Genomic DNA, 24,949 nt, shown 5'->3' on the forward strand with positions numbered 1-24,949 from the left:
TTACTCAAAGTTAAGTGACGATAGCCTAGGAGATACACCTGTACCCATGCCGAACACAGAAGTTAAGCCCTAGAACGCCGGAAGTAGTTGGGGGTTGCCCCCTGTGAGATAAGGAAGTCGCTTAGCTTTAATCCGCCATAGCTCAGTTGGTAGTAGCGCATGACTGTTAATCATGATGTCGTAGGTTCGAGTCCTACTGGCGGAGTATGTAGACGTTCCTTGGAACGTCTTTTTTTATGTGACTTTCAGTCTGTATGTATCGCACCTCACGGAGCGAGACAAAAAAACACCCGCTATGTAGGTGCGCGTCGAAGGTTATACCCCAAAAACTCCAAATACGATACAATAAAGGTGTTCAAGCCAATTGTAAAGCGAAAGGAGAAAAATATGGCACAAAAGGCACATAGTTTATCGCACACAAAGTGGCACTGTAAGTATCATATTGTGTTCACCCCTAAGTATAGAGGAAAAGTAATCTATAATCAATATCGAAGTAGTTTAGGCGAAATATTTCATCGCTTGTGTAGTTATAAAGGAGTTGAGATTATCGAGGGTCACTTAATGCCAGACCATGTACATATGTTAGTCAGTATTCCACCGAGTATAAGTGTTTCAAGTTTCATGGGGTATTTAAAAGGTAAAAGTGCACTCATGATGTATGACAAACACGCTAATCTCAAGTACAAGTTTGGGAATCGTCATTTTTGGGCGGAAGGTTATTATGTGAGTACGGTTGGACTCAATGAAGCCACAATTAAGAAATATATTCAAGATTAAAGAAATTATCCAGTGGATGATTTCTTCACGAGTATGAAAATTTGAGAACGAGTAAAGCATGATATAGCACTAGATAAATTGAGTGTAAAAGAATATGAGGATCCCTTTAGGGATAGTGGTAAGTAATACCAAGGCCTCTTTAAGAGGCGAGTGACGAGCCAGCTTGAACAAGGTGAAAGCCAGCGTCTTTAGGCGCTGGCTGGTAATTTGGGCTTATAGTCCTGGTTCAAACCACCTGTTAGACGGGTTGTCATGATTTATCTTTCAGAGGTCATTTTTGTCTTTTTATATTTGCCACTTTATTAATATTTAATATTTTTATAAGTTTGTTAGATTTGAGTGTTTTATTTTAAGTTTTTTTTAATAGGTCTTATAAGTAATTCTTTAGTGGATTGTGTGGTCTTGCCATCATAGTTTAGACAGTATTTGTTTCTCTTTCATTAGGAAAATTTTAGATCTTTTTTTGAAATGTAGTATTGTGCACCTGATCTGTTAGTTGTCTTTATCTGTTATTTATTTGAATATTCATTATAGTACATGATAGAAGTATCTTCCCTGATTCTTCTATTTTTTTGTTATACTCATTTTATCAATAGAAATGGAGTTAAATAAAATGATTGAACAGATTTATGAACAATATCTTGATTTTTATGATGTTATTGAAAAGGAATATAGTTATTTAGTAGATAATGATTTAGAATGGGAAGTTTTTCATCTTCGATTTTTACTCTATTATTTAGTTCGGTACAAGCTTGATGTTATGCATCCTTTATTTTCTTACCACTATAGAACTTGCTACCGTTTGTACATTGAACAGCTATTGATTTCAAATGACTATGTTGGGGGATAATTTATAATTTTCATATTTCCGAACGATTTTATAGTTTTTTCTTTTCATAATATAAATTTACAATATTTTTTTAATATTAATTTTCTAATTTTCTCTAATTCCCTAATGATTCTAGTCTTTGGTCTTGAAAAAATTGAGAATCTTTATTATAATAAATTGTAAGATATAATTGCAGGTGAGATTCCTGCCATGTATGTGAGAAAGGAAGAGCCTGAGGGCTCAGACAAGATTATGACTTCAGTTGTTGTTGTAGGTACCCAATGGGGTGATGAAGGTAAAGGGAAGATTACAGATTTCCTTTCAGCGAATGCAGAGGTGATTGCACGTTATCAAGGTGGTGATAATGCAGGTCACACGATTGTGATTGATGGTAAGAAGTTTAAATTGCACTTGATTCCATCTGGTATTTTCTTCCCTGAAAAAATCTCTGTTATTGGGAATGGTATGGTTGTAAATCCTAAATCTCTTGTAAAAGAGTTGAGCTATCTTCATGAGGAGGGTGTGACAACTGATAACTTGCGTATTTCTGATCGCGCGCATGTTATTTTGCCTTATCATATCGAGTTGGATCGTTTGCAAGAAGAAGCTAAGGGAGACAATAAGATTGGTACTACAATCAAGGGAATTGGTCCAGCTTATATGGACAAGGCTGCTCGTGTCGGGATTCGTATCGCAGATCTTTTGGATAAAGATATTTTCCGTGAGCGTTTAGAACGTAACCTTGCTGAAAAGAATCGTCTTTTTGAAAAATTGTATGACAGTAAAGCGATTGCTTTCGATGATATTTTTGAAGAGTATTACGAATATGGTCAACAAATCAAGAAATATGTCACAGACACATCTGTCATTTTGAATGATGCGCTTGATAACGGGAAACGTGTGCTTTTTGAAGGTGCACAAGGTGTTATGCTAGATATCGACCAAGGTACTTATCCATTTGTTACGTCATCAAACCCTGTGGCTGGTGGTGTTACGATTGGTTCTGGTGTTGGTCCAAGTAAGATTGACAAGGTTGTTGGTGTATGTAAAGCCTATACCAGTCGTGTAGGAGACGGTCCTTTCCCAACTGAGTTGTTTGATGAAGTGGGAGAACGTATCCGTGAAGTCGGTCATGAATATGGTACAACAACTGGTCGTCCACGTCGTGTAGGTTGGTTTGACTCCGTTGTGATGCGCCATAGTCGTCGTGTTTCTGGTATCACTAACCTTTCATTGAACTCTATTGATGTTTTGAGTGGTTTAGATACTGTGAAAATCTGTGTGGCCTATGATCTTGATGGTCAACGTATTGACTACTATCCAGCTAGTCTTGAGCAATTGAAACGTTGCAAGCCTATCTATGAAGAGTTGCCAGGTTGGTCAGAAGATATTACCGGAGTTCGTAATTTAGAAGATCTTCCTGAGAATGCGCGTAACTATGTTCGTCGTGTGAGTGAATTGGTTGGCGTTCGTATTTCTACTTTCTCAGTAGGTCCTGGTCGTGAACAAACAAATATTTTAGAAAGTGTTTGGTCCTAAGAGATTTTTAAGATTTGTTTAAGATAGGTCGGGTATACTATAGACAGTTACAAGAAGACCTCCTAACTTGTTGTAACAAATATCCTAAACTTTTCTTTTTCATAATAATCTCCCTATAAAGTCACCGCATTCGGTGGCTTTTTTTGTGTTGGGATTCATGATATAATAATAAAATCGATAAGTAGTAAAAGGGAAATTGATGAATTATACAGTTGAAGAAAAAGAAGTCTTTATGAGGGAAGCTTTGAGAGAGGCTGAGATTGCTTTAGAGCATGATGAAATCCCAATAGGTTGCGTAATTGTAAAGGATGGAGAAATCATTGGTAGGGGCCACAATGCACGTGAGGAGTTGCAACGTGCGGTCATGCATGCGGAAATTATGGCCATAGAGAATGCGAATCTGAGGGAAGAGAGCTGGCGTTTGTTGGACTGCACACTTTTTGTGACCATTGAGCCTTGTGTCATGTGCAGCGGGGCGATTGGGCTTGCCCGTATCCCAAAGGTAGTCTATGGGGCTAAAAATCAGAAATTTGGTGCAGCTGGAAGTCTGTATGATATCTTGACAGATGAGCGTCTTAATCATCGTGTAGAGGTTGAGACGGGCATTTTAGAGAGTGACTGTGCTGGCATTATGCAGGAATTTTTCAGAAATCGACGGAAAAAATAATTTCTCTTTTAAAATCTTTGGGAATGTGGTATAATAATTAATGGAGCAACAGTTCTGCGTGAAGCGGGTCAGGGGAGGAATCCAGCAGCCCTAAGCGAAGTGAATTGTGTGCTCTTTTTTTGTGCTTTAAAGAAAATAGTTTAAGTGTGGCTAAAAAAGAATGAGTTTGTTAATAAAGGGGAAAATAAGTGACATTTGAAATATCTTTAAATTTTTTTGTATGATTTTATTGTTTGCTTTTTGATAGGACACTTTTCTTTATTTAATATAGAAGATTTTTCGTGCTTTTTCCGAATAAATAAGATAGAATAATCTAGAATAAATGATAATAGAAAAGAGAAAATTATGAAAATTCGTGGTTTTGAATTGGTTTCGAGTTTTACAGATGAGAATTTATTGCCTAAGCGTGAGACAGCGCATGCGGCTGGTTACGATTTAAAGGTTGCAGTGCGTACGGTTATTGCGCCAGGAGAGATTGTCTTGGTTCCGACAGGGGTTAAGGCTTATATGCAACCGACTGAGGTTCTCTACCTCTATGATCGTTCTTCAAACCCTCGTAAGAAGGGCTTGGTTTTAATTAACTCTGTGGGTGTCATTGATGGAGATTATTATGGTAACCCAGGAAATGAAGGACATATCTTTGCGCAGATGAAGAATATCACAGACCAAGAGGTTGTTCTTGAAGTTGGGGAACGTGTGGTTCAGGCTATCTTTGCTCCATTTTTGATTGCGGATGGCGATGCGGCAGATGGCGTTCGGACTGGTGGATTTGGATCAACTGGGCACTAAGATGAAGATTATCTTTGTACGTCACGGGGAGCCAGATTATAGTATGCTTGATAAACTTGAAAATCCGCAACTCTATAGTGGTTTTGGTCGTGATTTAGCACCATTGACAGGAAAAGGTCGCAGTCTGGCAAAAGAAGTTGCTAAAACTGCATGTTTTGGAAAAGCAGAGATTATTATTTCATCGTCTGTGACGAGGGCTTTAGAAACAGCACATTATATAGCAGTTGAAACAGGATTGGATTTATTTGTGGAGCCGTTTTTTCATGAGTGGCGTCCAGACTTAGATGGCACTAACTCTGATTTAACTAGTGTATTGGTAGCTCATGAATATTATCTAAAACATCAAGGAGGTTTATCTGAAGATTCTCCTTATCGCTATGAAACTGATCTAGAGATGCGTCATCGTTTTTTAAGAGCTTTGGAAAAATATAAAAATTATAAAACTATGATCATTGTAACTCACGGAATGCTCATGCGCCAATTTGTACCAGACGAGAAGATTGATTTTTGCCAAGTGATTGAGTGTGAGATAGAGATATAGAAAGAAGCACAATGAAATGAGCTATAAGGATTTTCAAGCTTTTACCGCAGAGAATTGTCAAGGGTATAAGAAGGTGTATGAGATTAGTATTGGAGGTTTTCTTTACTTGGCTTTTCTTCCAGTAGACTATCAAAAAATCCTTTGCATTTCTTCAGAATATATGTCCATCATCGATAGTGAAAAAGGTCAAGTCACTCCAATAGATGGGGATTACGATGAGATAGAGTTAGTAGCTATGTGTGATGGTTACGACTCTCCTATCCCTATCGCTGGACAATATGGTGGAAGCCTTCCTTTGTATAATGGTAAAGACATCCGAGTGACAATGGCTAAAGACCAATCTGAAGAATATCCGATTTTAACCATTTATTGGGAAGAGAATAAAGAAACTAGGACTCAAATTTATAAAGGTTATTTACCCTATATTTTTGGATTTAGTCCTGATGGGGGGTATTATGTCCATGCGGATGATGGTGGACTGATTGTTCTGAAAAGAAATAGTTACTGATTTGGGAAATTAATAAGAGATTTTAAAATGAAAGGATTAGAATCATCGCAAAGAAAAAAGCGACATTTGTATGTCAAAATTGTGGGTATAATTCCCCTAAATATCTAGGACGTTGTCCAAACTGTGGGTCTTGGTCTTCTTTTGTTGAGGAAGTCGAGGTTGCAGAAGTCAAGAATGCGCGTGTGTCCTTGACAGGTGAGAAAACTAAACCTATGAAACTGGCTGAGGTAACTTCCATCAATGTCAATCGAACCAAGACTGAGATGGAGGAGTTTAACCGAGTTCTTGGTGGAGGAGTGGTACCAGGAAGTCTTGTCCTTATCGGTGGGGATCCAGGGATTGGTAAATCAACCCTGCTCTTACAAGTTTCAACCCAGTTGTCTCAAGTAGGAACTGTTCTCTATGTCAGCGGGGAGGAGTCTGCCCAGCAAATCAAACTCCGTGCAGAGCGTTTAGGTGATATTGATAGTGAGTTTTATCTCTACGCAGAGACCAATATGCAGAGCGTGCGGGCAGAGGTGGAGCGCATTCAGCCAGACTTCCTCATCATCGACTCTATCCAGACCATCATGTCTCCTGAGATTTCTGGAGTTCAGGGTTCTGTTTCCCAGGTACGTGAGGTGACTGCAGAACTCATGCAGCTGGCCAAGACCAATAACATCGCTATCTTTATCGTCGGTCATGTGACCAAGGAAGGAACCTTGGCGGGTCCTCGTATGTTGGAGCATATGGTGGATACGGTGCTTTACTTTGAGGGGGAACGCCACCATACCTTCCGTATCTTGAGGGCGGTCAAAAACCGTTTTGGATCGACCAATGAAATTGGGATTTTTGAGATGCAATCAGGTGGTTTGGTTGAGGTTCTCAATCCGAGTCAAGTTTTCCTAGAAGAACGTTTAGATGGAGCAACTGGTTCGTCCATCGTGGTGACTATGGAAGGAACCCGTCCTATTCTTGCGGAGGTTCAAGCCTTGGTAACACCGACTATGTTTGGAAATGCCAAGCGAACTACAACAGGCCTTGATTTCAATCGTGCAAGTCTGATTATGGCTGTTTTGGAGAAACGAGCAGGGCTTCTTTTACAAAATCAGGATGCTTATCTCAAATCTGCTGGTGGTGTCAAATTGGATGAGCCTGCTATTGACTTGGCAGTTGCAGTTGCGATTGCTTCAAGCTATAAGGACAAGCCAACCAATCCTCAGGAATGTTTTGTAGGAGAATTAGGTTTGACTGGAGAAATTCGGCGCGTAAATCGTATCGAGCAACGTATCAACGAAGCTGCTAAACTTGGATTTACAAAAATCTATGTACCAAAGAATTCTTTAACTGGAATCAAGCCACCTAAGGAAATTCAGGTGATTGGAGTGACGACTATTCAGGAAGTCTTGAAAAAAGTCTTTGCCTAATAGTCTTACTCAGTTTTAGTTTGCAAAACACTTTATAGCCAATATTTATTAAAAACAAGGAGGAATTTCTGATGAAATTTTCTATGGACAGTCATATGCAATTTCCTTTGGTAGAGTTGTCACTCAATCAAGGAGAAACCGTCTATATCCAGCGGGGGAGCATGGTCTACCACACACCCAATGTAAGTCTCAATACTCAGCTCAATGCTAGCGGTTCTGGTTTAGGGCGTTTTGTTAAAGCTGTAGGACGTTCAATGGTTTCTGGTGAAAGCACCTTCATTACTCAAGCTGTAGCAGAGTCTGATAACGGGAACCTTGCTCTAGCACCAGATACTCCTGGGCAAGTAATTGCTCTTGAACTAGGTGAAAAACAATATCGACTGAATGATGGGGCCTTTCTAGCTCTTGATGGTACAGCTTCCTATACTATGGAGAGTCAGTCTATTGGTAAAGCTCTGTTCGGAGGGCAAGGTGGTCTCTTTGTCATGACTACCCAAGGTCAGGGAACTCTCTTGGCCAATGCTTTTGGCTCTATTAAGAAAATTGAGCTTCAAAACCAAGAAATAACGATTGACAATGCCCATGTGGTGGCTTGGAGTCAATCTTTGGACTATGATATTCACCTAGAAAATGGCTTCTGGCAGTCTATTGGTACAGGCGAAGGAGTGGTGAATACCTTCCGAGGAACTGGTGAGGTCTACGTACAAAGTCTCAATCTTCAGAGCTTTGCAGGTTCACTCAATAAGTATATCCAAAAAGGATCATAAACATAAAACTAGGACAGAAGCCCAAGCTAGAAGCTGGATGTCTCTGTCCCTGTTTTTGTATATGAAGGTTGACAACTGACAAAACAAAGAAAAGATGGTAAGATAGGAGATAAATAATTTGGTGTTCAAATTATCTGGTAGACTAGAAAGTGAGTTGTCATGTCCTATTTTGAAAATTTTTTAAAAGCCAATCAAGCCTATGTAGAATTGCATGGAGATCTCCATTTATCAATCAAACCAAAGACCAAGGTTGCAATCGTAACTTGTATGGACTCGCGTTTACACGTAGCCCCAGCCCTAGGATTAGCTCTTGGGGATGCCCATATTTTGCGGAATGCGGGTGGTCGAGTGACGGAGGATATGATTCGCTCGCTTGTGATTTCCCAGCAACAAATGGGGACAAGGGAAATTGTGGTGCTCCATCATACAGACTGCGGTGCACAGACATTTCAAAACGAAGAGTTTCAAGAACATTTAAAAACAGAATTAGGGGTTGATGTCTCGGGTCAAGATTTTCTCCCTTTTCAAGATGTTGAGGAGAGTGTTCGTGAGGATATGCAGTTACTTCGAGAGTCTCCACTGATTCCAGATGATGTCGTTATTTCAGGTGCAGTTTATGATGTGGATACAGGTAGTATGAGAGAGGTCTACTAACGTTTCCTTTGTGAGTTCCTATCTTCCCATGAGATAGAATGTATAAGTTGTCACATTTTTGCTTGAATATAGGGAATATAAATGAGCACAAGGCAAGGGTATAAATGTCTACTCTTGTCTTATTTTTTATTGAAAAATCAAGAAAAAAGCGCTACAATGGTAGTTGGAAAAATGTTGTGAAAAAACACAAGCGATACATAAATACTGGAGGAAATCATGTCTTTTTCTGATTTAAAGCTGTTTGCCCTTTCTTCAAATAGAGAATTGGCAGAGCGTGTGGCGCAAGAGATTGGGATAGAGTTGGGAAAATCAACCGTACGTCAATTTTCAGATGGAGAAATTCAAGTTAATATTGAAGAATCGATCCGTGGAAAACACGTCTTTATCCTACAATCAACTAGCTCACCTGTAAATGACAATCTGCTAGAAATTTTGATTATGGTAGATGCTTTGAAACGTGCCAGTGCAGAATCTGTCAACGTTGTTATGCCTTACTATGGTTATGCACGTCAGGATAGAAAGGCGAGAGCGCGTGAGCCAATCACTTCAAAACTTGTAGCAAATATGCTTGAAGTAGCTGGAGTGGATCGTTTGTTGACGATTGACTTGCACGCTGCGCAGATTCAGGGATTCTTTGATATTCCTGTTGATCACTTGATGGGTGCTCCTTTGATTGCAGATTACTTTGAGCGTCGTGGAATGGTTGGTTCTGACTATGTGGTTGTCAGCCCAGACCATGGTGGGGTGACTCGTGCTCGTAAATTGGCAGAGTTTTTGAAAACTCCAATTGCTATTATTGACAAACGTCGTAGCGTAGACAAGATGAATACCAGTGAAGTGATGAACATCATTGGTAAAGTAGAAGGCAAGACTTGTATCTTGATTGACGATATGATCGATACAGCTGGAACTATTTGCCATGCGGCAGATGCTCTTGCTGAAGCTGGTGCTGTCGAAGTTTACGCAAGTTGTACGCACCCAGTTCTTTCAGGGCCTGCTATGGATAATATCCAAAAATCAGCTATTAAAAAATTAGTTGTTTTGGATACTATCTACCTACCAGAAGAGAGATTGATTGATAAGATTGAGCAAATCTCTATCGCTCATCTCTTGGCAGATGCTATCATCCGTATCCACGAAAAACGTCCTCTATCTCCATTATTTAGTATTGAGAAAAAAATCTAACGAATTCGTTGGATCAGACAAAACTCCTAACAAAGTGATAGGCCTTGTTGGGAGTTTTTTGGTAGCAGAATTCTGCAAACCCTTTCAAAATGTGCTATACTGATGGAAAAAGGAGAATTTTTATGACTCAAGAATTTATCAATCCAAGTGATGGCGTGATCCGTCAGTATCTAGCAACTAGTAAAACTCTAGCAGTAGTAGGCTTGTCTGATCGTGAAGAAACAACGAGCAATCGAGTGACAAAGGAAATGCAGGCTCGTGGCTATAAAATCATTCCAGTAAACCCTAAGGCTGCAGGTGGGGAAATCTTGGGAGAAAAGGCTTATGCCAGTCTAGCTGAGATTCCTTTCCCTGTAGATATCGTCAATGTCTATCGTCGTAGTGAATTTCTGCCTGATGTAGCACGTGATTTTCTCAAGGCAGATGCTAAGATTTTCTGGGCGCAACTAGGACTTGAAAGTCTAGAAGCGGAAGAAATCTTGCGTGCTGGAGGTTGCGATGATATCGTGATGAATCGTTGTATTAAGAGAGAACATACACGCTTAATTATTGAACAATAAAAAGGTAGCTTGCGGGCTACCTTTTGTCTTAGAAAATACCGATGAGTGTTTGCATACCCAAGCTAGTCAGGATGATGGCAATCCAGCAGAAGGCACCAAGAAGAATGGATTTACCGCTGGACTTAATCATAGCAATGAGATTGGTTTTGAGACCGATAGCGCTCATGGCCATGATGATGAGGAATTTAGATAGTTGTTTGAGAGGTGCAAAGAAGCTACTGCTGACACCGAAGGAAGTAAGGGTGGTCGTTAGCAGGGAAGCTAGGATAAAGTAGAGAATGAAAACAGGGAAGATTTTTTTAAGTTTTACTCCTTGGTTGTTGCCTTGTTGACGACTTTGCCAGTAAGAAAGGAAGAGAGTGATAGGGATAATAGCTAAGGTGCGTGTCAGTTTGACAATAGTAGCAGACTCAAGAGTGTTTGTGTGGTAAAGACTATCCCAGGCGCTGGCAGTGGCTGTTACAGAGGAAGTATCATTGACCGCAGTGCCTGCAAAGAGGGAGAATCCCTCGTTTGATAGGTGAAGCCAGGTTCCTAGAGTTGGAAAGATAAGTGCGGCCAAGACATTGAAGAAAAAGATAACGGAAATGGCTTGGGCCACTTCTTTTTCCTTGGCGTGAATAACAGGAGCAGTCGCTGCAATGGCAGAACCGCCACAGATAGAAGATCCAACTCCAATCAAGGTAGCTAGCTTTGTATCTAGGTTAAAAAAGCGCTGGAAGAGATAAGCGATGATCAACGCAATAGAAATAGTTGAGAGGATGACAGGGAGTGAAGATTTTCCAACTGCGAAAACTTGAGAGATATTGAGTCCAAAACCAAGCAAGATAACTGCATACTGAAGCAATTTCTTGGAGCTGTAAGTCAAACCAGTATCTAGTTGTTTATAGGAAGTGAGAAATGGGTGGAGAATCATGCCAATAAAGATGGCAAAAACAGGTGCTCCCACAACAGGCAGAAAGCCTCCTAAAACCCAAGAGATGATAGAAATGATCAGACAGGCTAACAGTCCTGCCCAATTTTTTGATAGAAATGACATAAAAACCTCCGAAAATAAATACTCCTTATTATAATCTTATCTCGGAAAAAAGTAAATAGAAAGCCTTTGGAAGGCTAATTCTAGATGTAATTTTGCGGTCAGAGATCTTTTGTAGTATAATAGACATATGTTCTTTGATCAAGGAGGGTATCTATGGACTTAACCAAACGCTTTAATAAACAATTAGATAAGATTCAAGTTTCCTTGATTCGTCAGTTTGATCAGGCCATCTCTGAGATTCCTGGAGTACTACGATTGACCTTGGGAGAACCAGATTTTACAACGCCAGACCATGTCAAGGAGGCTGCAAAGCGAGCCATTGACCAAGACCAATCCTACTATACAGGTATGAGTGGTTTATTGACCTTACGCCAAGCAGCTAGTGATTTTGTAAAAGAAAAATATCAGTTGGACTACAATCCTGAAAATGAAATCTTGGTTACAATTGGTGCGACAGAAGCTTTATCAGCTACTTTGACAGCCATTTTGGAGGAAGGAGACAAGGTTCTCTTGCCAGCTCCTGCCTATCCAGGATACGAGCCTATTGTCAATCTAGTTGGTGCAGAGATTGTTGAGATTGACACGACTGAGAATGGTTTTGTCTTAACTCCTGAAATGCTAGAGAAGGCAATTTTGGAGCAGGGTGATAAGCTCAAAGCAGTCATTCTCAACTATCCAGCTAACCCTACAGGCATTACCTATAGTCGCGAACAGTTGGAAGCCTTGGCTGACGTTTTACGCAAGTATGAGATTTTCGTTGTCTGTGATGAGGTCTACTCAGAATTAACTTATACAGGGGAAAATCATGTATCGCTGGGTACTATGCTGAGAGATCAGGCCATTATCATCAATGGTCTATCCAAATCCCATGCTATGACAGGTTGGCGTTTAGGTTTTATCTTTGCTCCAGCAAACTTTACGGCTCAACTCATCAAGAGCCATCAGTATTTGGTAACTGCTGCAAACACCATGGCTCAACACGCTGCGGTAGAAGCTTTGACAGCTGGTAAGAATGATGCGGAACCGATGAAGAAGGAATATATCCAACGACGGGACTACATTATTGAGAAGATGACTGACCTTGGTTTTGAAATCATCAAGCCAGACGGTGCTTTTTATATCTTTGCTAAGATTCCAGCAGGCTATGATCAAGATTCCTTTGCTTTTCTGAAGAATTTTGCCCATAAGAAGGCTGTCGCCTTCATCCCAGGTGCTGCATTCGGTCAGTATGGAGAAGGCTATGTGCGCTTGTCTTATGCGGCTAGTATGGAAACCATCAGAGAGGCTATGAAACGTCTTGAGGAGTACATGAGAGAAGCATGATTCAATCGATTACGAGTCAGGGTTTAGTACTTTACAATCGAAATTTTCGAGAGGATGATAAGCTTGTTAAAATCTTTACAGAACAGGCAGGCAAGCGCATGTTTTTTGTGAAACACGCTGGTCAATCAAAACTGGCTCCTGTTATTCAGCCCTTGGTGCTAGCTCGTTTTCTCTTGCGCATCAATGATGATGGACTCAGTTATATAGAAGATTATCATGAGGTAATGACCTTTCCAAGGATCAATAGTGATCTCTTTACCATGGCTTATGCGACCTATGTGGCAGCCTTGGCTGATGCGAGTTTGCAGGATAATCAGCAGGACGCTCCTTTATTTGCTTTTTTGCAGAAGACATTAGAGCTGATGGAAGAGGGCTTAGATTATCAGATTTTGACTAATATTTTTGAAATTCAGATTTTGACACGGTTTGGGATTGGTCTTAATTTTAATGAGTGTGTCTTTTGCCATCGGGTTGGCCAGGCTTTTGACTTTTCTTTCAAATATGGAGCCTGTCTTTGCCCAGAGCATTATCATGAGGATGAGAAACGATGTCATCTGAATCCCAATATCCCTTATCTTCTCAATCAATTTCAAGCCATTGATTTTGATACTCTGGAGACTATTTCGCTCAAGTCAGAAATTAAGCAAGACTTGCGCAAGTTTATGGACCAGATTTACGAAGAGTACGTCGGGATTCACCTAAAATCAAAGAAATTTATTGATTCCCTAGCCGATTGGGGACAATTATTAAAAGAGGAAGATAAATGAAAAAAATCGCAGTAGATGCAATGGGTGGCGATTATGCACCTCAAGCTATTGTAGAGGGAATCAATCAAGCACTTGCTGACTTTTCAGATATTGAGATTCAACTTTACGGAGATGAAAGCAAAATCAAGCAATATCTAACAGCTACAGAGCGCGTTAGCATTATCCATACTGATGAAAAAATCGATTCAGACGATGAGCCTACAAGAGCCATCCGTAAGAAGAAAAATGCCAGTATGGTCTTGGCGGCTAAGGCTGTCAAAGATGGGGAGGCAGATGCAGTTCTTTCTGCAGGAAATACAGGTGCTTTGCTTGCGGCCGGATTTTTCATCGTAGGTCGTATCAAGAATATCGACCGACCTGGGCTTATGTCAACCTTACCAACAGTTGATGGGAAAGGTTTTGATATGCTAGATCTCGGTGCCAATGCAGAAAACACAGCCCATCACCTTCATCAATACGCCATCCTAGGTTCTTTCTACGCTAAAAATGTTCGTGGAATTGCAAAACCACGAGTTGGTTTGCTTAATAACGGGACAGAGAGTAGCAAGGGAGATCCACTCCGCAAGGAAACTTATGACTTGCTAGTAGCTGATGAGAGTTTGAACTTTATCGGTAATGTGGAAGCGCGTGATTTGATGGATGGCGTTGCTGATGTAGTCGTAACAGATGGTTTCACGGGAAACGCTGTGCTCAAATCCATTGAAGGTACAGCCATGGGGATCATGGGCTTGCTAAAAAATGCTATTACAGGTGGTGGACTTCGAGCAAAACTTGGTGCTCTTCTTCTTAAGGATAGTCTTAGAGGTTTGAAAAAGCAACTCAACTATTCAGACGTTGGAGGTGCAGTCTTGTTTGGTGTTAAGGCGCCTGTTGTTAAGACTCATGGCTCAAGTGATGCCAAGGCTGTATACAGTACGATTCGTCAGATTCGTACCATGCTAGAAACAGACGTAGTTGCTCAAACTGCGCGTGAATTTTCAGGAGAATAATATATATGACAGAAAAAGAAATTTTTGACCGTATTGTGACTATCATCCAAGAACGTCAAGGGGAAGACTTTGTAGTCACAGAGGCCTTGAGCTTGAAGGATGATCTGGATGCTGATTCGGTAGATTTGATGGAATTTGTACTAACCATTGAGGATGAATTTGGAATCGAAATTAGTGATGAAGAAATCGATCACCTCCAAAGTGTGGCAGATGTATTAAAAGCCATTAAAGATAAAATCTAACATAAAGCAACATGCAAGTCATGTTGTTTTTTTGTTTCTCGAAAACAGATAAAATGTTGAAGTTTTATAGTTGATACTCAATGAAAATCAAAGAGCAAACTAGGAAGCTAGCCGCAGGCTGTACTTGAGTACGGCAAGGTGAAGCTGACGTGGTTTGAATTTGATTTTCGAAGAGTATGAGTTTACGAAAAAAGAGATGAGAACAAAAAAAGGAGGATTACTGATGTATGTGACAGGTCTTTATCCGTGGTTGATCAAGTGGTTTTTAAAATAAATTTGACTTAGCTGTTTATTTTAAAATTATTTACGAATAGACAAGTGAGAAGAAGAGGAAAGGAGTCTGATTAATGTATTTACCAATTTTACTTCCATGGTTTATCAAATTGTATTTTAAATAAATTAAATTTATTCATTTTAAAATGATTTCTCGAATAGATAAATGAGAAGAAGAGGAAGGAGATTAGGAATGATTATTTCAGTTATTTATCCAATTTGGCTTTTAAAATGGTTTAAAGGTTAACAATCACAAATAAAAAACTATAAAAATAAAGGAGAAAAAATGACAAACTTTGACAAAATGGAACAGAACTTTGCAGCTCTTACGGAAGAAGAGTTGATGGAAGTGGATGGGGGAGTTGCACCGCTAGTAGTAGCATTTGGAGTAGCTGCGTTTAAAGGTTTTTCTGTAACAGGGGGTGCTATTATGCTAGGAGCAGGACTTTATCACGTTGGAAAAAATCTGAAATAAAACTTTAGGTGAGTTTTATGAATATAATGTTGAAAAATATATATGTAGGATTTATTTTAATATCTTACAGTATATTATTAATTTATTCTCTACTTAATTTAGAAAAGGTATCATTGGAGAACTGCATTCTGTTAGTGGTATTGACATACTATATTAATAGAAAAGAAATATTTAAAGTGAAAGTGAATTAGAATAAGGAGATTCAAAAATGGAGATTTTAGTAAATGATAATCGTTTTACAGCAATGACAGAAAATGAATTAGCAACGGTCGCTGGAGGAGTAGTTCCTGCAGCAGCAGTAGCTGTTCCGGTAGGAATTAAGATTGCGGGGTATGTTGTCGGAGGAATATCTGCTGTAGGACTAGCTGTATGGGGTTATTTTAGCTAAGATAAAATACTTTGTAGAAATCAGATACATACTATTAAAAATTAAATAGGATTGTCATAAAAAAATTTTTATTGGGATTTGCTGAGGGATATTTTATCGTGTCAGTCATTATCTATATTGTAACGTATTTGATTTTTAAAAAAACCGATCAATAACTTGTTTTATCTAGAAGCCTATCCAATTCTGTTTGGGTTATTTTATGTAGGATATAAGTGTAGTTCAGAAAATAAAAAATGATCTATTAGAAACTAATCATTAAGTTGGACTAAAAAGGAATAAAAGTGAACTTGTATGAAAAATCTAAAAAATGTAATGGGAGCCTTTTTAATTATTTTTGGAGTGCTTTGCATTTTGGGGGATTTAAATGTAATCACCTTTAAAGTTGAAAAATATTTCCAAACAGAGTTATTTGTTCCGATGCTGCTTTTTATGATGAGTTATTTAGATTCAGGTAAAGACAAGGTTTAAAGAGAACTATTATTAGTATGTGGCAAATGCTATTGAATAATCATCTTTTAGTTGTTATCAATGAAATAAGACTTTAAAATTTTTTCTAACATTCCTTTTCTTATTTCTGATGAATCTTTTGCTTTTTAAAGTACTTGCTATTCTAGATTTTAAGGTGACAATGAGTGAAAAAAGCTATCTTGTATCTCCCTTGTTTTCATTTATAGTTTTGTATATGATTGACAAAAATTGGAAAAGGTAAGAAATATTAATCATTATATTTTCTAGGTAGGACCTTTGTTCTGCCTATTTTTATTTAGGAAAAAGTGCTGTTCAGGTGCAGTTATTGTTTTTTTAGAAATAATTTTCTTTTTGCTTCTTTGTTTGGATAAAATAATCTTACAAAGTTTTCTTTGGAGATTGTTAGGAAAAGGAGTAGGATATGAAATTTAGTAAACGGCATTATTGTCCTCAGGTAGACCAGATGGACTGCGGTGTGGCTTCATTAGCCATGGTCTTTGGTTATTATGGTAGTTATTATTCTCTGGCTCACTTGCGAGAGTTGGCCAAGACGACCATGGATGGGACTACGGCTTTAGGCTTAGTCAAGGTTGCTGAGGAGATAGGTTTTGAGACGCGAGCAATAAAGGCGGACATGACCTTGTTTGATTTGCCAGATGTAACTTTTCCTTTTGTGGCTCATGTGCTTAAGGAAGGGAAATTGCTCCATTATTATGTGGTGACTGGGCAGGACAAGAACAACATTCATATTGCTGATCCAGATCCTAGTGTTAAGCTGACCAAGATTTCTCGTGAGCGCTTTGCCAAGGAGTGGACAGGAATCACTATTTTTATGGCACCTAGTCCAGACTATAAGCCTCATAAGGATCAAAAGAATGGTCTGCTCTCTTTTATCCCTATATTAGTGAAGCAGCGTGGCTTGATTGCCAATATCGTTTTGGCAACACTCTTGGTCACCTTGATTAACATTGTGGGTTCTTACTATCTGCAGTCTATCATTGATACCTATGTGCCAGATCAGATGCGTTCGACGCTGGGGATTATTTCTATTGGGCTGGTTATCGTTTATATTCTCCAGCAGATCTTGTCTTACGCTCAGGAGTATCTCTTGCTTATTTTGGGGCAACGCTTGTCGATTGATGTGATTTTATCCTACATCAAGCATGTTTTTCACCTGCCTATGTCTTTCTTTGCGACACGCAGAACAGGGGAAATCGTGTCTCGTTTTACGGATGCTAACAGTATCATTGATGCGCTGGCTTCGACCATTCTTTCGATTTTCCTAGATGTGTCAACGGTCGTCATTATTTCACTTGTTTTATTTTCACAAAATACCAATCTCTTTTTTATGACTTTATTGGCGCTTCCTATCTACACAGTGATTATCTTTGCTTTTATGAAGCCGTTTGAAAAGATGAATCGGGATACCATGGAAGCCAATGCGGTTCTGTCTTCTTCTATCATCGAGGACATTAATGGTATTGAGACAATCAAGTCTTTGACAAGTGAAAGTCAGCGTTACCAAAAGATTGACAAGGAATTTGTGGATTATCTGAAGAAATCCTTTACCTATAGTCGGGCAGAGAGTCAGCAAAAGGCTCTGAAAAAAGTTGCCCATCTCTTACTCAATGTCGGTATTCTCTGGATGGGGGCTGTTTTGGTCATGGATGGCAAGATGAGTTTGGGGCAGTTGATTACCTATAATACCTTGCTTGTTTACTTTACCAATCCTTTGGAAAATATCATCAATCTGCAAACCAAGCTTCAGACAGCGCAGGTTGCCAATAACCGTCTAAATGAGGTTTATCTGGTAGCTTCTGAGTTTGAGGAGAAGAAAACGGTTGAGGATTTGAGCTTGATGAAGGGAGAGATGACCTTCAAACAGGTTTCCTACAAGTATGGCTATGGTCGAGACGTCTTGTCAGATATCAATTTGACCATTCCGCAAGGTTCTAAAGTGGCTTTTGTGGGAATTTCAGGATCGGGTAAGACGACCTTGGCTAAGATGATGGTTAATTTTTACGATCCAAGTCAGGGGGAGATTAGTCTGGGTGGCGTCAATCTCAATCAGATTGATAAAAAGGCTCTGCGCCAGTATATCAATTATCTGCCTCAGCAACCCTACGTTTTTAATGGAACGATCTTGGAGAATCTTCTTCTTGGAGCTAAGGAGGGGACGACCCAGGAGGATATCTTGAGAGCAGTGGAGTTGGCAGAGATTCGGGAGGATATTGAGTGTATGCCACTGAATTACCAGACAGAATTGACTTCGGATGGGGCAGGGATTTCAGGTGGGCAACGTCAGAGGATCGCTCTGGCGCGTGCTCTCTTGACCGATGCGCCCGTCTTGATCTTGGATGAGGCGACCAGCAGTCTGGATATTTTGACCGAGAAGCGAATTGTCGATAATCTGATGGCTTTGGATAAGACCTTGATTTTCATCGCCCATCGCTTGACCATTGCTGAGCGGACAGAGAAGGTTGTCGTTTTGGATCAGGGCAAGATTGTTGAAGAAGGTACACATGCAGATTTGTTGGCTCAGGGTGGTTTTTATGCCCACTTGGTGAATAGTTAGAGAGGAGAAAAGATGCAATCAGAATTTTTAGAAAGTGCTGAGTTTTACAATCGTCGTTACCATAATTTTTCTAGTTATGTGATTTTTCCAAGTTTTATCTTGTTTTTGTTCCTGCTAGTCTTTTCAATCTTTGCCCAAAAGGAGATAAGCTTGACAGCTGGAGCTACGGTAGAACCTGCTCGTATTATTGCTACCATTCAGTCTAGTAGTAATAGTAAGATTGTGGCGAATCATTTGGCTGAAAATAAGTTTGTCAAGCAAGGGGATCTTCTCGTTCAATACCAAGAGGGAGCAGAAGCCGTTCAGGCTGAGAATTATGCCAGTCAGTTGGAAATGCTCAAGGATCAGAAGGTTCAACTGGAGTATTTAAAAGCAAGCCTTCAAGCAGGAAGTGATCAATTTCCAGAAGCAGATAAATTTGGCTATCAGCATAGTTTTTTAGATTATCTAAATCAAGTTGCTAGTTTACGGAGTCAGGTTGAGCAACAAAATGCTAGTATATCAGCTCAAAATGCAGCAGCCAGTGGTAGTCAGACAGAATTAGGCAATCTCATCGGAGAAACCCAGTCTAAAATTAAAGAATATCAGCAAGCCAAGTCCGCTATTCAGGGTGATGGACACTTAGAGAGTGATCATCCAGCTTATGCCATTTATCAGTCAACAAAAGAGCAGGGATCAGAAGCCAAACATCAGGCCTTATCTCAGCTAGATGCTCAAATCACTCAGCTGGAGTCAACTCTTGCAGGTTATCGAGTACAGTATGCAGGATCAGGAACCCAGCAGGTCTATGCCTCTGGTTTAGGAAGTCAGTTGGAGTCATTAAAATCTCAGCAACTAGCCAAGGTAGGCCAGGAATTAACGCTCTTGGATCAGAAAATTCTTGAAGCGGAGTCGGGTAAAAAGATTCAAGGAAATCTTTTAGAGAAGGGGAAAATTACAGCAACAGAAGATGGTGTTCTACATTTGAATTCTGAGCATAGTCGATCTACCATCATTCCAGAAGGAACTATTCTCGCTCACCTTTTTCCGCAGTTGGCTAGAGAGAGAAAGGCAAAACTAACAGCTTATATCAGTTCTAAGGAAGTGGCTGGACTCAAGCATGGAAATGAGGTACGATTTACAACGGTAACGGATGCGAATAAGCAGCTAGTATTGATATCCAAGATTACGAATATCGATACCAGTGCGACTCAGACAGAAAAGGGTAATTTCTTTAAATTAGAGGCAGAGACGGATTTGAATGTTGAACAAGCAGAAAAACTTCGTTATGGACTTGAAGGTCGTTTGACTATGATTACGGGGAGGAAGAGTTTTTTCCGCTACTATCTTGATCGCTTTTTGAAACAAGAATAAAGTTCGCATTCTAATTCAAATCAATCTTAGAAAATCGCAAATGAAAATTCGTTTGCGATTTTTCTGTACTTTTTCAGATACGATATCGAATATAGTTCGTGAAATATTTGATATTTGGTAAAAACTGTGTTAGAATGATGTAAAGTAATACGAAAGGCGAACAAGAAAATGTCCAGTAAACTTATTTATACGGGAAAAGCTAAAGATATCTATACTACAGAAGACGAAAATGTGATTAAGTCGGTCTACAAGGACCAGGCAACCATGCTGAATGGAGCTCGTAAAGAGACCATTGAGGGTAAAGGTGTGCTGAATAATCAGATTTCGTCTCTTATTTTTGAAAAATTGAATGCTGCTGGTGTGGCGACACACTTTATCGAACGTATTTCTGACACAGAACAATTGAATAAAAAAGTGACAATCATTCCTTTGGAGGTTGTGCTTCGTAACGTAACTGCAGGTTCTTTCTCAAAACGTTTTGGTGTGGAAGAAGGTTTGGACTTGGAGACTCCAATCGTTGAATTTTACTACAAGAATGATGATTTGGATGATCCATTCATCAATGATGAGCATGTGAAGTTTTTGGATATTGCCAACGATGAGCAAATTGCTTATATCAAGGAAGAAACGCGTCGTATCAATGAATTGTTGAAAGATTGGTTTGCACAAATTGGTCTTCGCTTGATTGACTTCAAATTGGAATTTGGTTTTGATAAGGATGGCAAGATTATCTTGGCAGACGAATTTTCACCAGATAACTGCCGCTTATGGGATGCGGATGGCAACCACATGGATAAGGATGTTTTCCGTAGAGGACTAGGAGAACTAACAGACGTTTACGAAATTGTCTGGGAAAAGTTGCAGGGTTTGAAATAATCTGTTAGCAACGGAAAACCTTCGTCTCTCAACTAAAAGGACTCAGGCTGAAAAGGTCCCCAGACCTTTTCACTCCGTAGAGGTCTGGGTGAATTAATCGACGTTGACGAAGTTGTCTAGGAAAAGTTGTAAGGTTTGAAATAACAACCTCAAGGTCGTTGGAATATTGCAAGAGCTGAAATAAAGGAATAAGAATTGATGGATAAACGTATTTTTGTTGAAAAAAGGGCTGATTTTCAGGTCAAGTCAGAGAGTTTGGTTAGAGAACTCCAGCATAACTTGGGACTATCAAGCTTGAAAAGTATTCGTATCGTGCAAGTGTATGATGTATTTGATTTGGCAGAAGACCTGTTTGCACCTGCAGAGAAACATATCTTCTCTGAGCAGGTGACAGACCATGTCTTGGACGAAGCTGCTGTACAGGCGGATCTTGCCAACTATGTTTTCTTTGCCATTGAAAGCCTGCCAGGTCAATTTGACCAGCGTGCAGCTTCTTCGCAAGAAGCATTGCTTTTGCTGGGAAGTTCGAGTGATGTGACAGTCAATACAGCCCAACTTTACTTGGTCAATAAAGATATTGACGCGACGGAGTTAGAAGCAGTCAAAAACTACTTGCTTAATCCAGTTGATTCTCGTTTCAAGGACATCACGACAGGGATTGCCAAGCAGGAATTTTCAGAGTCAGACAAGACCATTCCGAAATTGACTTTCTTTGAAAACTATACAGCAGAAGACTTTGCTCGCTACAAGGCCGAGCAAGGGATGGCTATGGAAGTGGATGATTTGCTCTTTATCCAAGACTACTTTAAGTCAATCGGGCGCGTACCAACTGAGACGGAACTCAAGGTTTTGGACACTTACTGGTCTGATCACTGCCGTCACACGACTTTTGAGACAGAGTTAAAACATATCGACTTTTCAGCTTCTAAATTCCAAAAACAATTGCAGTCAACATATGACAAGTATATTGCCATGCGTGATGAGTTGGGACGTACGGAAAAACCGCAAACCTTGATGGATATGGCCACTATTTTCGGTCGTTATGAGCGTGCTAATGGTCGTTTGGACGACATGGAAGTGTCTGATGAAATCAATGCCTGCTCTGTTGAAATTGACGTGGATGTCAATGGTGTGAAAGAGCCATGGCTTCTCATGTTCAAGAACGAAACCCACAACCACCCAACGGAGATTGAACCATTCGGTGGCGCGGCTACTTGTATCGGTGGTGCCATTCGTGACCCATTGTCAGGGCGTTCCTACGTTTACCAAGCCATGCGTATTTCAGGTGCTGGCGATATTACAGCTCCAATTTCAGCGACTCGCGTTGGGAAATTGCCACAACAAGTAATTTCTAAAACAGCAGCCCACGGTTATTCTTCATATGGGAACCAAATTGGTCTTGCAACAACTTATGTTCGTGAATACTTCCACCCAGGTTTCGTTGCTAAGCGTATGGAGCTAGGTGCAGTTGTCGGTGCAGCTCCTAAGGAAAATGTTGTCCGTGAAAAACCTGAAGCTGGCGATGTGATTATCTTGCTTGGTGGTAAGACTGGACGTGACGGTGTCGGCGGTGCGACAGGTTCTTCTAAAGTTCAAACGGTTGAATCTGTTGAAACAGCTGGTGCTGAGGTTCAAAAAGGGAATGCCATCGAAGAACGTAAGATTCAACGTCTTTTCCGTAACGGAGATGTGACCCGTCTGATCAAGAAATCAAATGACTTTGGTGCTGGTGGCGTCTGTGTAGCTATCGGTGAATTGGCAGATGGTCTTGAAATTGATCTAGACAAAGTACCATTGAAATACCAAGGATTGAACGGTACAGAAATTGCTATCTCTGAATCTCAAGAGCGTATGGCTGTAGTGGTTCGTCCAGAAGATGTAGCTGCCTTTATTGCAGCATGTAACAAAGAAAATATTGATGCTGTTGTTGTTGCGACGGTGACTGAGAAACCAAACCTTGTCATGCACTGGAATGGTGAAACCATCGTTGATTTGGAACGTCGTTTCCTTGATACAAACGGTGTACGTGTGGTTGTAGATGCTAAGGTGGTTGACAAGGATGTCAAGCTTCCAGAAGAACGTCAAACATCTGCCGAAACCCTTGAAGCGGATACTCTTGAAGTCTTGGCTGACCTGAACCATGCAAGTCAAAAAGGTTTACAAACCATCTTTGATAGTTCAGTTGGTCGTTCAACAGTTAATCACCCACTCGGTGGTCGCTACCAAATCACACCAACGGAAGCTTCTGTACAGAAATTGCCAGTCCAACATGGTGTAACGCATACGGCTTCAGTCATGGCACAAGGATTCAACCCTTATGTAGCAGAATGGTCTCCATATCATGGTGCTGCCTATGCAGTCATCGAAGCAACAGCTCGTTTGGTTGCTGCTGGTGCAAACTGGTCTACGGCTCGTTTCTCTTATCAAGAATACTTCGAGCGAATGGATAAACAAGCAGAGCGTTTTGGTCAACCAGTGGCTGCTCTTCTTGGATCAATCGAAGCTCAGATTCAACTTGGTTTGCCATCTATCGGTGGTAAAGACTCTATGTCTGGTACATTTGAAGAATTGACAGTACCACCAACCTTGGTTGCTTTTGGTGTGACAACAGCAGATAGCGTAAGGTCCTTTCTCCAGAATTTAAAGCTGCTGGTGAAAATATTTACTATATTCCAGGTCAAGCTTTGGCACAAGAAATTGACTTTGATCTTATCAAGTCTAACTTTGCTCAATTTGAAGCCATCCAAGCTGACCATAAAGTCACATCTGCATCAGCTGTCAAATATGGTGGTGTGGTTGAAGCTCTTGCCCTTGCAACATTTGGGAACCATATTGGAGCTAACGTCGAATTAGCTGACCTTGACACTAGCTTGACAGCTCAATTAGGTGGATTCGTCTTCACATCGCCTGAAGAAATTGCAGGTGTTGCCAAGATTGGACAAACAGTGACTGACTTTGCACTCACTGTCAACGGTGTAACGCTTGATGGACACAAACTTGACAGTGCCTTCCAAGGTAAATTGGAAGAGGTTTACCCAACGGAATTTGCACAGGCAACTGAGTTGGAAGAAGTACCTGCTGTAGCATCAGATGCTGTGATCAAAGCAAAAGAAACAGTTGAAACACCAGTAGTTTACATCCCAGTATTCCCAGGTACTAACTCGGAATATGACTCCGCTAAGGCCTTTGAAAAAGAAGGTGCCAAAGTCAACTTAGTACCATTTGTAACACTGAACGAAGAGGCTATTGTCAAGTCTGTTGACACCATGGTTGACAATATCGAAAAAGCTAACATTATCTTCTTTGCAGGTGGTTTCTCAGCAGCGGATGAACCAGATGGATCAGCTAAGTTTATCGTTAACATCTTGCTCAATGAAAAAGTACGTGCAGCTATTGATAGCTTCATCAAACGTGGTGGTTTGATTATTGGTATCTGTAACGGATTCCAAGCCCTTGTCAAATCAGGTCTTCTTCCATACGGTAACTTTGAAGATGCAAGCAGCACGAGTCCAACCCTCTTCTACAATGATGCTAACCAACACGTGGCCAAGATGGTTGAAACACGTATTGCTAACACGAACTCACCATGGCTTGCCGGAGTTGAGGTTGGTGATATCCATGCCATCCCAGTATCACATGGTGAAGGTAAATTTGTCGTGACAGCTGAAGAATTTGCAGAGCTTCGTGACAATGGTCAAATCTTTACCCAATATGTTGACTTCGAAGGTAAGCCAAGCATGGATTCTAAATACAATCCAAATGGTTCTGTCAATGCGATTGAAGGAATTACAAGTAAGAATGGTCAAATTATTGGTAAGATGGGTCACTCAGAACGTTTCGAAGACGGTCTCTTCCAAAATATTCCAGGAAATAAAGACCAACACCTCTTTGCATCAGCGGTTAAATACTTTACTGGGAAATAAGATTTACAGTTTTTCTAATAGATAAGCATCAGTGAA

The 24,949-nt window shown here is 40.2% G+C and carries 22 protein-coding genes, 1 tRNA gene, 1 rRNA gene, 1 other RNA gene and 3 pseudogenes; 27 read left to right on the forward strand and 1 reads right to left on the reverse strand.

Annotated elements, in window-relative coordinates:
• Positions 1-10: 10 nt before the first annotated feature.
• The 15 genes and pseudogenes from rrf to QM450_RS06880 all read left to right on the forward strand — a co-directional run bounded on the left by rrf (position 11) and on the right by QM450_RS06880 (position 10,222).
• Positions 11-126 (forward strand): 5S ribosomal RNA (rrf, locus tag QM450_RS06810).
• 5 nt (positions 127-131) lie between these two features.
• Positions 132-205: transfer RNA gene (locus QM450_RS06815), tRNA-Asn, on the forward strand.
• A 182-nt stretch (positions 206-387) separates the two neighbouring features.
• Positions 388-774 (forward strand): annotated as a pseudogene (tnpA, locus tag QM450_RS06820) (IS200/IS605 family transposase); the annotation flags it as partial.
• Positions 775-1,390: 616 nt separating this feature from the next.
• The gene (gene comW / locus QM450_RS06825) at positions 1,391-1,627 is read left to right on the forward strand and encodes a sigma(X)-activator ComW (RefSeq protein WP_414320085.1); all 237 of its coding nucleotides are present in this window, start codon (positions 1,391-1,393) and stop codon (positions 1,625-1,627) included.
• 231 nt (positions 1,628-1,858) lie between these two features.
• Complete coding sequence (locus QM450_RS06830) at positions 1,859-3,145, forward strand: adenylosuccinate synthase (protein ID WP_001832534.1); 1,287 nt, start codon at positions 1,859-1,861, stop codon at positions 3,143-3,145.
• A gap of 199 nt (positions 3,146-3,344) precedes the next feature.
• A complete protein-coding gene (tadA, locus tag QM450_RS06835) occupies positions 3,345-3,812 on the forward strand; it encodes a tRNA adenosine(34) deaminase TadA (protein WP_414320086.1) in 468 nt (155 codons plus the stop codon).
• 32 nt (positions 3,813-3,844) lie between these two features.
• Positions 3,845-3,942: signal recognition particle sRNA small type (gene ffs / locus QM450_RS06840), an RNA gene on the forward strand.
• A 215-nt stretch (positions 3,943-4,157) separates the two neighbouring features.
• Positions 4,158-4,601: a dUTP diphosphatase gene (locus QM450_RS06845; protein ID WP_020900461.1), complete on the forward strand. Its 444-nt coding sequence runs from the start codon at positions 4,158-4,160 to the stop codon at positions 4,599-4,601.
• Position 4,602: 1 nt separating this feature from the next.
• A complete protein-coding gene (locus tag QM450_RS06850; protein WP_414320148.1) occupies positions 4,603-5,142 on the forward strand; it encodes a histidine phosphatase family protein in 540 nt (179 codons plus the stop codon).
• A gap of 16 nt (positions 5,143-5,158) precedes the next feature.
• Positions 5,159-5,650: a hypothetical protein gene (locus QM450_RS06855; protein ID WP_414320087.1), complete on the forward strand. Its 492-nt coding sequence runs from the start codon at positions 5,159-5,161 to the stop codon at positions 5,648-5,650.
• Positions 5,651-5,691: 41 nt separating this feature from the next.
• Positions 5,692-7,056: a DNA repair protein RadA gene (gene radA / locus QM450_RS06860; protein ID WP_414320149.1), complete on the forward strand. Its 1,365-nt coding sequence runs from the start codon at positions 5,692-5,694 to the stop codon at positions 7,054-7,056.
• Positions 7,057-7,127: 71 nt separating this feature from the next.
• Entirely contained in the window at positions 7,128-7,823 is a 696-nt protein-coding gene (locus QM450_RS06865; protein ID WP_414320088.1) for a TIGR00266 family protein, read from the forward strand.
• Between the two features lie 159 nt (positions 7,824-7,982).
• Positions 7,983-8,477 carry a beta-class carbonic anhydrase gene (locus tag QM450_RS06870; RefSeq protein ID WP_414320089.1) on the forward strand — a complete coding sequence of 165 codons (495 nt, stop codon included), beginning with the start codon at positions 7,983-7,985 and terminating at the stop codon, positions 8,475-8,477.
• Between the two features lie 216 nt (positions 8,478-8,693).
• Positions 8,694-9,662 carry a ribose-phosphate diphosphokinase gene (locus QM450_RS06875; RefSeq protein ID WP_000010179.1) on the forward strand — a complete coding sequence of 323 codons (969 nt, stop codon included), beginning with the start codon at positions 8,694-8,696 and terminating at the stop codon, positions 9,660-9,662.
• Positions 9,663-9,784: 122 nt separating this feature from the next.
• Entirely contained in the window at positions 9,785-10,222 is a 438-nt protein-coding gene (locus QM450_RS06880) for a CoA-binding protein (RefSeq protein ID WP_414320090.1), read from the forward strand.
• A gap of 28 nt (positions 10,223-10,250) precedes the next feature.
• Here QM450_RS06880 and QM450_RS06885 read toward each other — a convergent pair whose 3' ends face one another.
• Positions 10,251-11,261 carry a YeiH family protein gene (locus QM450_RS06885; RefSeq protein WP_414320091.1) on the reverse strand — a complete coding sequence of 337 codons (1,011 nt, stop codon included), beginning with the start codon at positions 11,259-11,261 and terminating at the stop codon, positions 10,251-10,253.
• A 153-nt stretch (positions 11,262-11,414) separates the two neighbouring features.
• Here QM450_RS06885 and QM450_RS06890 point away from each other — a divergent pair, with 153 nt between their 5' ends.
• The 12 genes and pseudogenes from QM450_RS06890 to QM450_RS06945 all read left to right on the forward strand — a co-directional run bounded on the left by QM450_RS06890 (position 11,415) and on the right by QM450_RS06945 (position 24,913).
• Complete coding sequence (locus QM450_RS06890) at positions 11,415-12,584, forward strand: pyridoxal phosphate-dependent aminotransferase (protein ID WP_414320092.1); 1,170 nt, start codon at positions 11,415-11,417, stop codon at positions 12,582-12,584.
• Entirely contained in the window at positions 12,581-13,351 is a 771-nt protein-coding gene (recO, locus tag QM450_RS06895; protein ID WP_414271243.1) for a DNA repair protein RecO, read from the forward strand. The genes QM450_RS06890 and recO overlap by 4 nt, the downstream gene beginning before the upstream one ends.
• A complete protein-coding gene (gene plsX, locus QM450_RS06900; RefSeq protein WP_414320093.1) occupies positions 13,348-14,340 on the forward strand; it encodes a phosphate acyltransferase PlsX in 993 nt (330 codons plus the stop codon). The genes recO and plsX overlap by 4 nt, the downstream gene beginning before the upstream one ends.
• A gap of 5 nt (positions 14,341-14,345) precedes the next feature.
• A complete protein-coding gene (locus tag QM450_RS06905; protein ID WP_414273058.1) occupies positions 14,346-14,582 on the forward strand; it encodes an acyl carrier protein in 237 nt (78 codons plus the stop codon).
• Between the two features lie 559 nt (positions 14,583-15,141).
• Positions 15,142-15,330, forward strand: coding sequence for a class IIb bacteriocin, lactobin A/cerein 7B family (locus QM450_RS06910; RefSeq protein WP_061863746.1), 189 nt, complete (start codon positions 15,142-15,144; stop codon positions 15,328-15,330).
• 208 nt (positions 15,331-15,538) lie between these two features.
• Complete coding sequence (locus tag QM450_RS06915; protein WP_414320094.1) at positions 15,539-15,718, forward strand: bacteriocin; 180 nt, start codon at positions 15,539-15,541, stop codon at positions 15,716-15,718.
• A gap of 56 nt (positions 15,719-15,774) precedes the next feature.
• Positions 15,775-15,955, forward strand: a pseudogene (locus tag QM450_RS06920) (hypothetical protein).
• Positions 15,956-16,009: 54 nt separating this feature from the next.
• Positions 16,010-16,186 carry a hypothetical protein gene (locus QM450_RS06925; protein WP_414320095.1) on the forward strand — a complete coding sequence of 59 codons (177 nt, stop codon included), beginning with the start codon at positions 16,010-16,012 and terminating at the stop codon, positions 16,184-16,186.
• A 421-nt stretch (positions 16,187-16,607) separates the two neighbouring features.
• The gene (gene comA, locus QM450_RS06930) at positions 16,608-18,761 is read left to right on the forward strand and encodes a peptide cleavage/export ABC transporter ComA (protein WP_414320096.1); all 2,154 of its coding nucleotides are present in this window, start codon (positions 16,608-16,610) and stop codon (positions 18,759-18,761) included.
• Positions 18,762-18,773: 12 nt separating this feature from the next.
• The gene (locus QM450_RS06935; RefSeq protein WP_414320097.1) at positions 18,774-20,114 is read left to right on the forward strand and encodes a bacteriocin secretion accessory protein; all 1,341 of its coding nucleotides are present in this window, start codon (positions 18,774-18,776) and stop codon (positions 20,112-20,114) included.
• A 168-nt stretch (positions 20,115-20,282) separates the two neighbouring features.
• Positions 20,283-20,990, forward strand: a complete 708-nt coding sequence (purC, locus tag QM450_RS06940; RefSeq protein WP_414320098.1) for a phosphoribosylaminoimidazolesuccinocarboxamide synthase — start codon at positions 20,283-20,285, stop codon at positions 20,988-20,990.
• A 198-nt stretch (positions 20,991-21,188) separates the two neighbouring features.
• Positions 21,189-24,913 (forward strand): annotated as a pseudogene (locus QM450_RS06945) (phosphoribosylformylglycinamidine synthase).
• The last annotated feature ends 36 nt before the right edge of the window (positions 24,914-24,949 follow it).

Source organism: Streptococcus infantis (assembly GCF_047464615.1).
In the GTDB taxonomy this organism is placed as follows: Bacteria; Bacillota; Bacilli; order Lactobacillales; family Streptococcaceae; genus Streptococcus; species Streptococcus infantis_Y.

Coding starts and splice junctions, on each gene's coding strand:
- comW (WP_414320085.1), top strand. CDS start 1,391: ATGATTGAACAGATTTATGAACAATATCTTGATTTTTATGATGTTATT.
- QM450_RS06830 (WP_001832534.1), top strand. CDS start 1,859: ATGACTTCAGTTGTTGTTGTAGGTACCCAATGGGGTGATGAAGGTAAA.
- tadA (WP_414320086.1), top strand. CDS start 3,345: ATGAATTATACAGTTGAAGAAAAAGAAGTCTTTATGAGGGAAGCTTTG.
- QM450_RS06845 (WP_020900461.1), top strand. CDS start 4,158: ATGAAAATTCGTGGTTTTGAATTGGTTTCGAGTTTTACAGATGAGAAT.
- QM450_RS06850 (WP_414320148.1), top strand. CDS start 4,603: ATGAAGATTATCTTTGTACGTCACGGGGAGCCAGATTATAGTATGCTT.
- QM450_RS06855 (WP_414320087.1), top strand. CDS start 5,159: ATGAGCTATAAGGATTTTCAAGCTTTTACCGCAGAGAATTGTCAAGGG.
- QM450_RS06865 (WP_414320088.1), top strand. CDS start 7,128: ATGAAATTTTCTATGGACAGTCATATGCAATTTCCTTTGGTAGAGTTG.
- QM450_RS06870 (WP_414320089.1), top strand. CDS start 7,983: ATGTCCTATTTTGAAAATTTTTTAAAAGCCAATCAAGCCTATGTAGAA.
- QM450_RS06875 (WP_000010179.1), top strand. CDS start 8,694: ATGTCTTTTTCTGATTTAAAGCTGTTTGCCCTTTCTTCAAATAGAGAA.
- QM450_RS06880 (WP_414320090.1), top strand. CDS start 9,785: ATGACTCAAGAATTTATCAATCCAAGTGATGGCGTGATCCGTCAGTAT.
- QM450_RS06885 (WP_414320091.1), bottom strand. CDS start 11,261: ATGTCATTTCTATCAAAAAATTGGGCAGGACTGTTAGCCTGTCTGATC.
- QM450_RS06890 (WP_414320092.1), top strand. CDS start 11,415: ATGGACTTAACCAAACGCTTTAATAAACAATTAGATAAGATTCAAGTT.
- recO (WP_414271243.1), top strand. CDS start 12,581: ATGATTCAATCGATTACGAGTCAGGGTTTAGTACTTTACAATCGAAAT.
- plsX (WP_414320093.1), top strand. CDS start 13,348: ATGAAAAAAATCGCAGTAGATGCAATGGGTGGCGATTATGCACCTCAA.
- QM450_RS06905 (WP_414273058.1), top strand. CDS start 14,346: ATGACAGAAAAAGAAATTTTTGACCGTATTGTGACTATCATCCAAGAA.
- QM450_RS06910 (WP_061863746.1), top strand. CDS start 15,142: ATGACAAACTTTGACAAAATGGAACAGAACTTTGCAGCTCTTACGGAA.
- QM450_RS06915 (WP_414320094.1), top strand. CDS start 15,539: ATGGAGATTTTAGTAAATGATAATCGTTTTACAGCAATGACAGAAAAT.
- QM450_RS06925 (WP_414320095.1), top strand. CDS start 16,010: ATGAAAAATCTAAAAAATGTAATGGGAGCCTTTTTAATTATTTTTGGA.
- comA (WP_414320096.1), top strand. CDS start 16,608: ATGAAATTTAGTAAACGGCATTATTGTCCTCAGGTAGACCAGATGGAC.
- QM450_RS06935 (WP_414320097.1), top strand. CDS start 18,774: ATGCAATCAGAATTTTTAGAAAGTGCTGAGTTTTACAATCGTCGTTAC.
- purC (WP_414320098.1), top strand. CDS start 20,283: ATGTCCAGTAAACTTATTTATACGGGAAAAGCTAAAGATATCTATACT.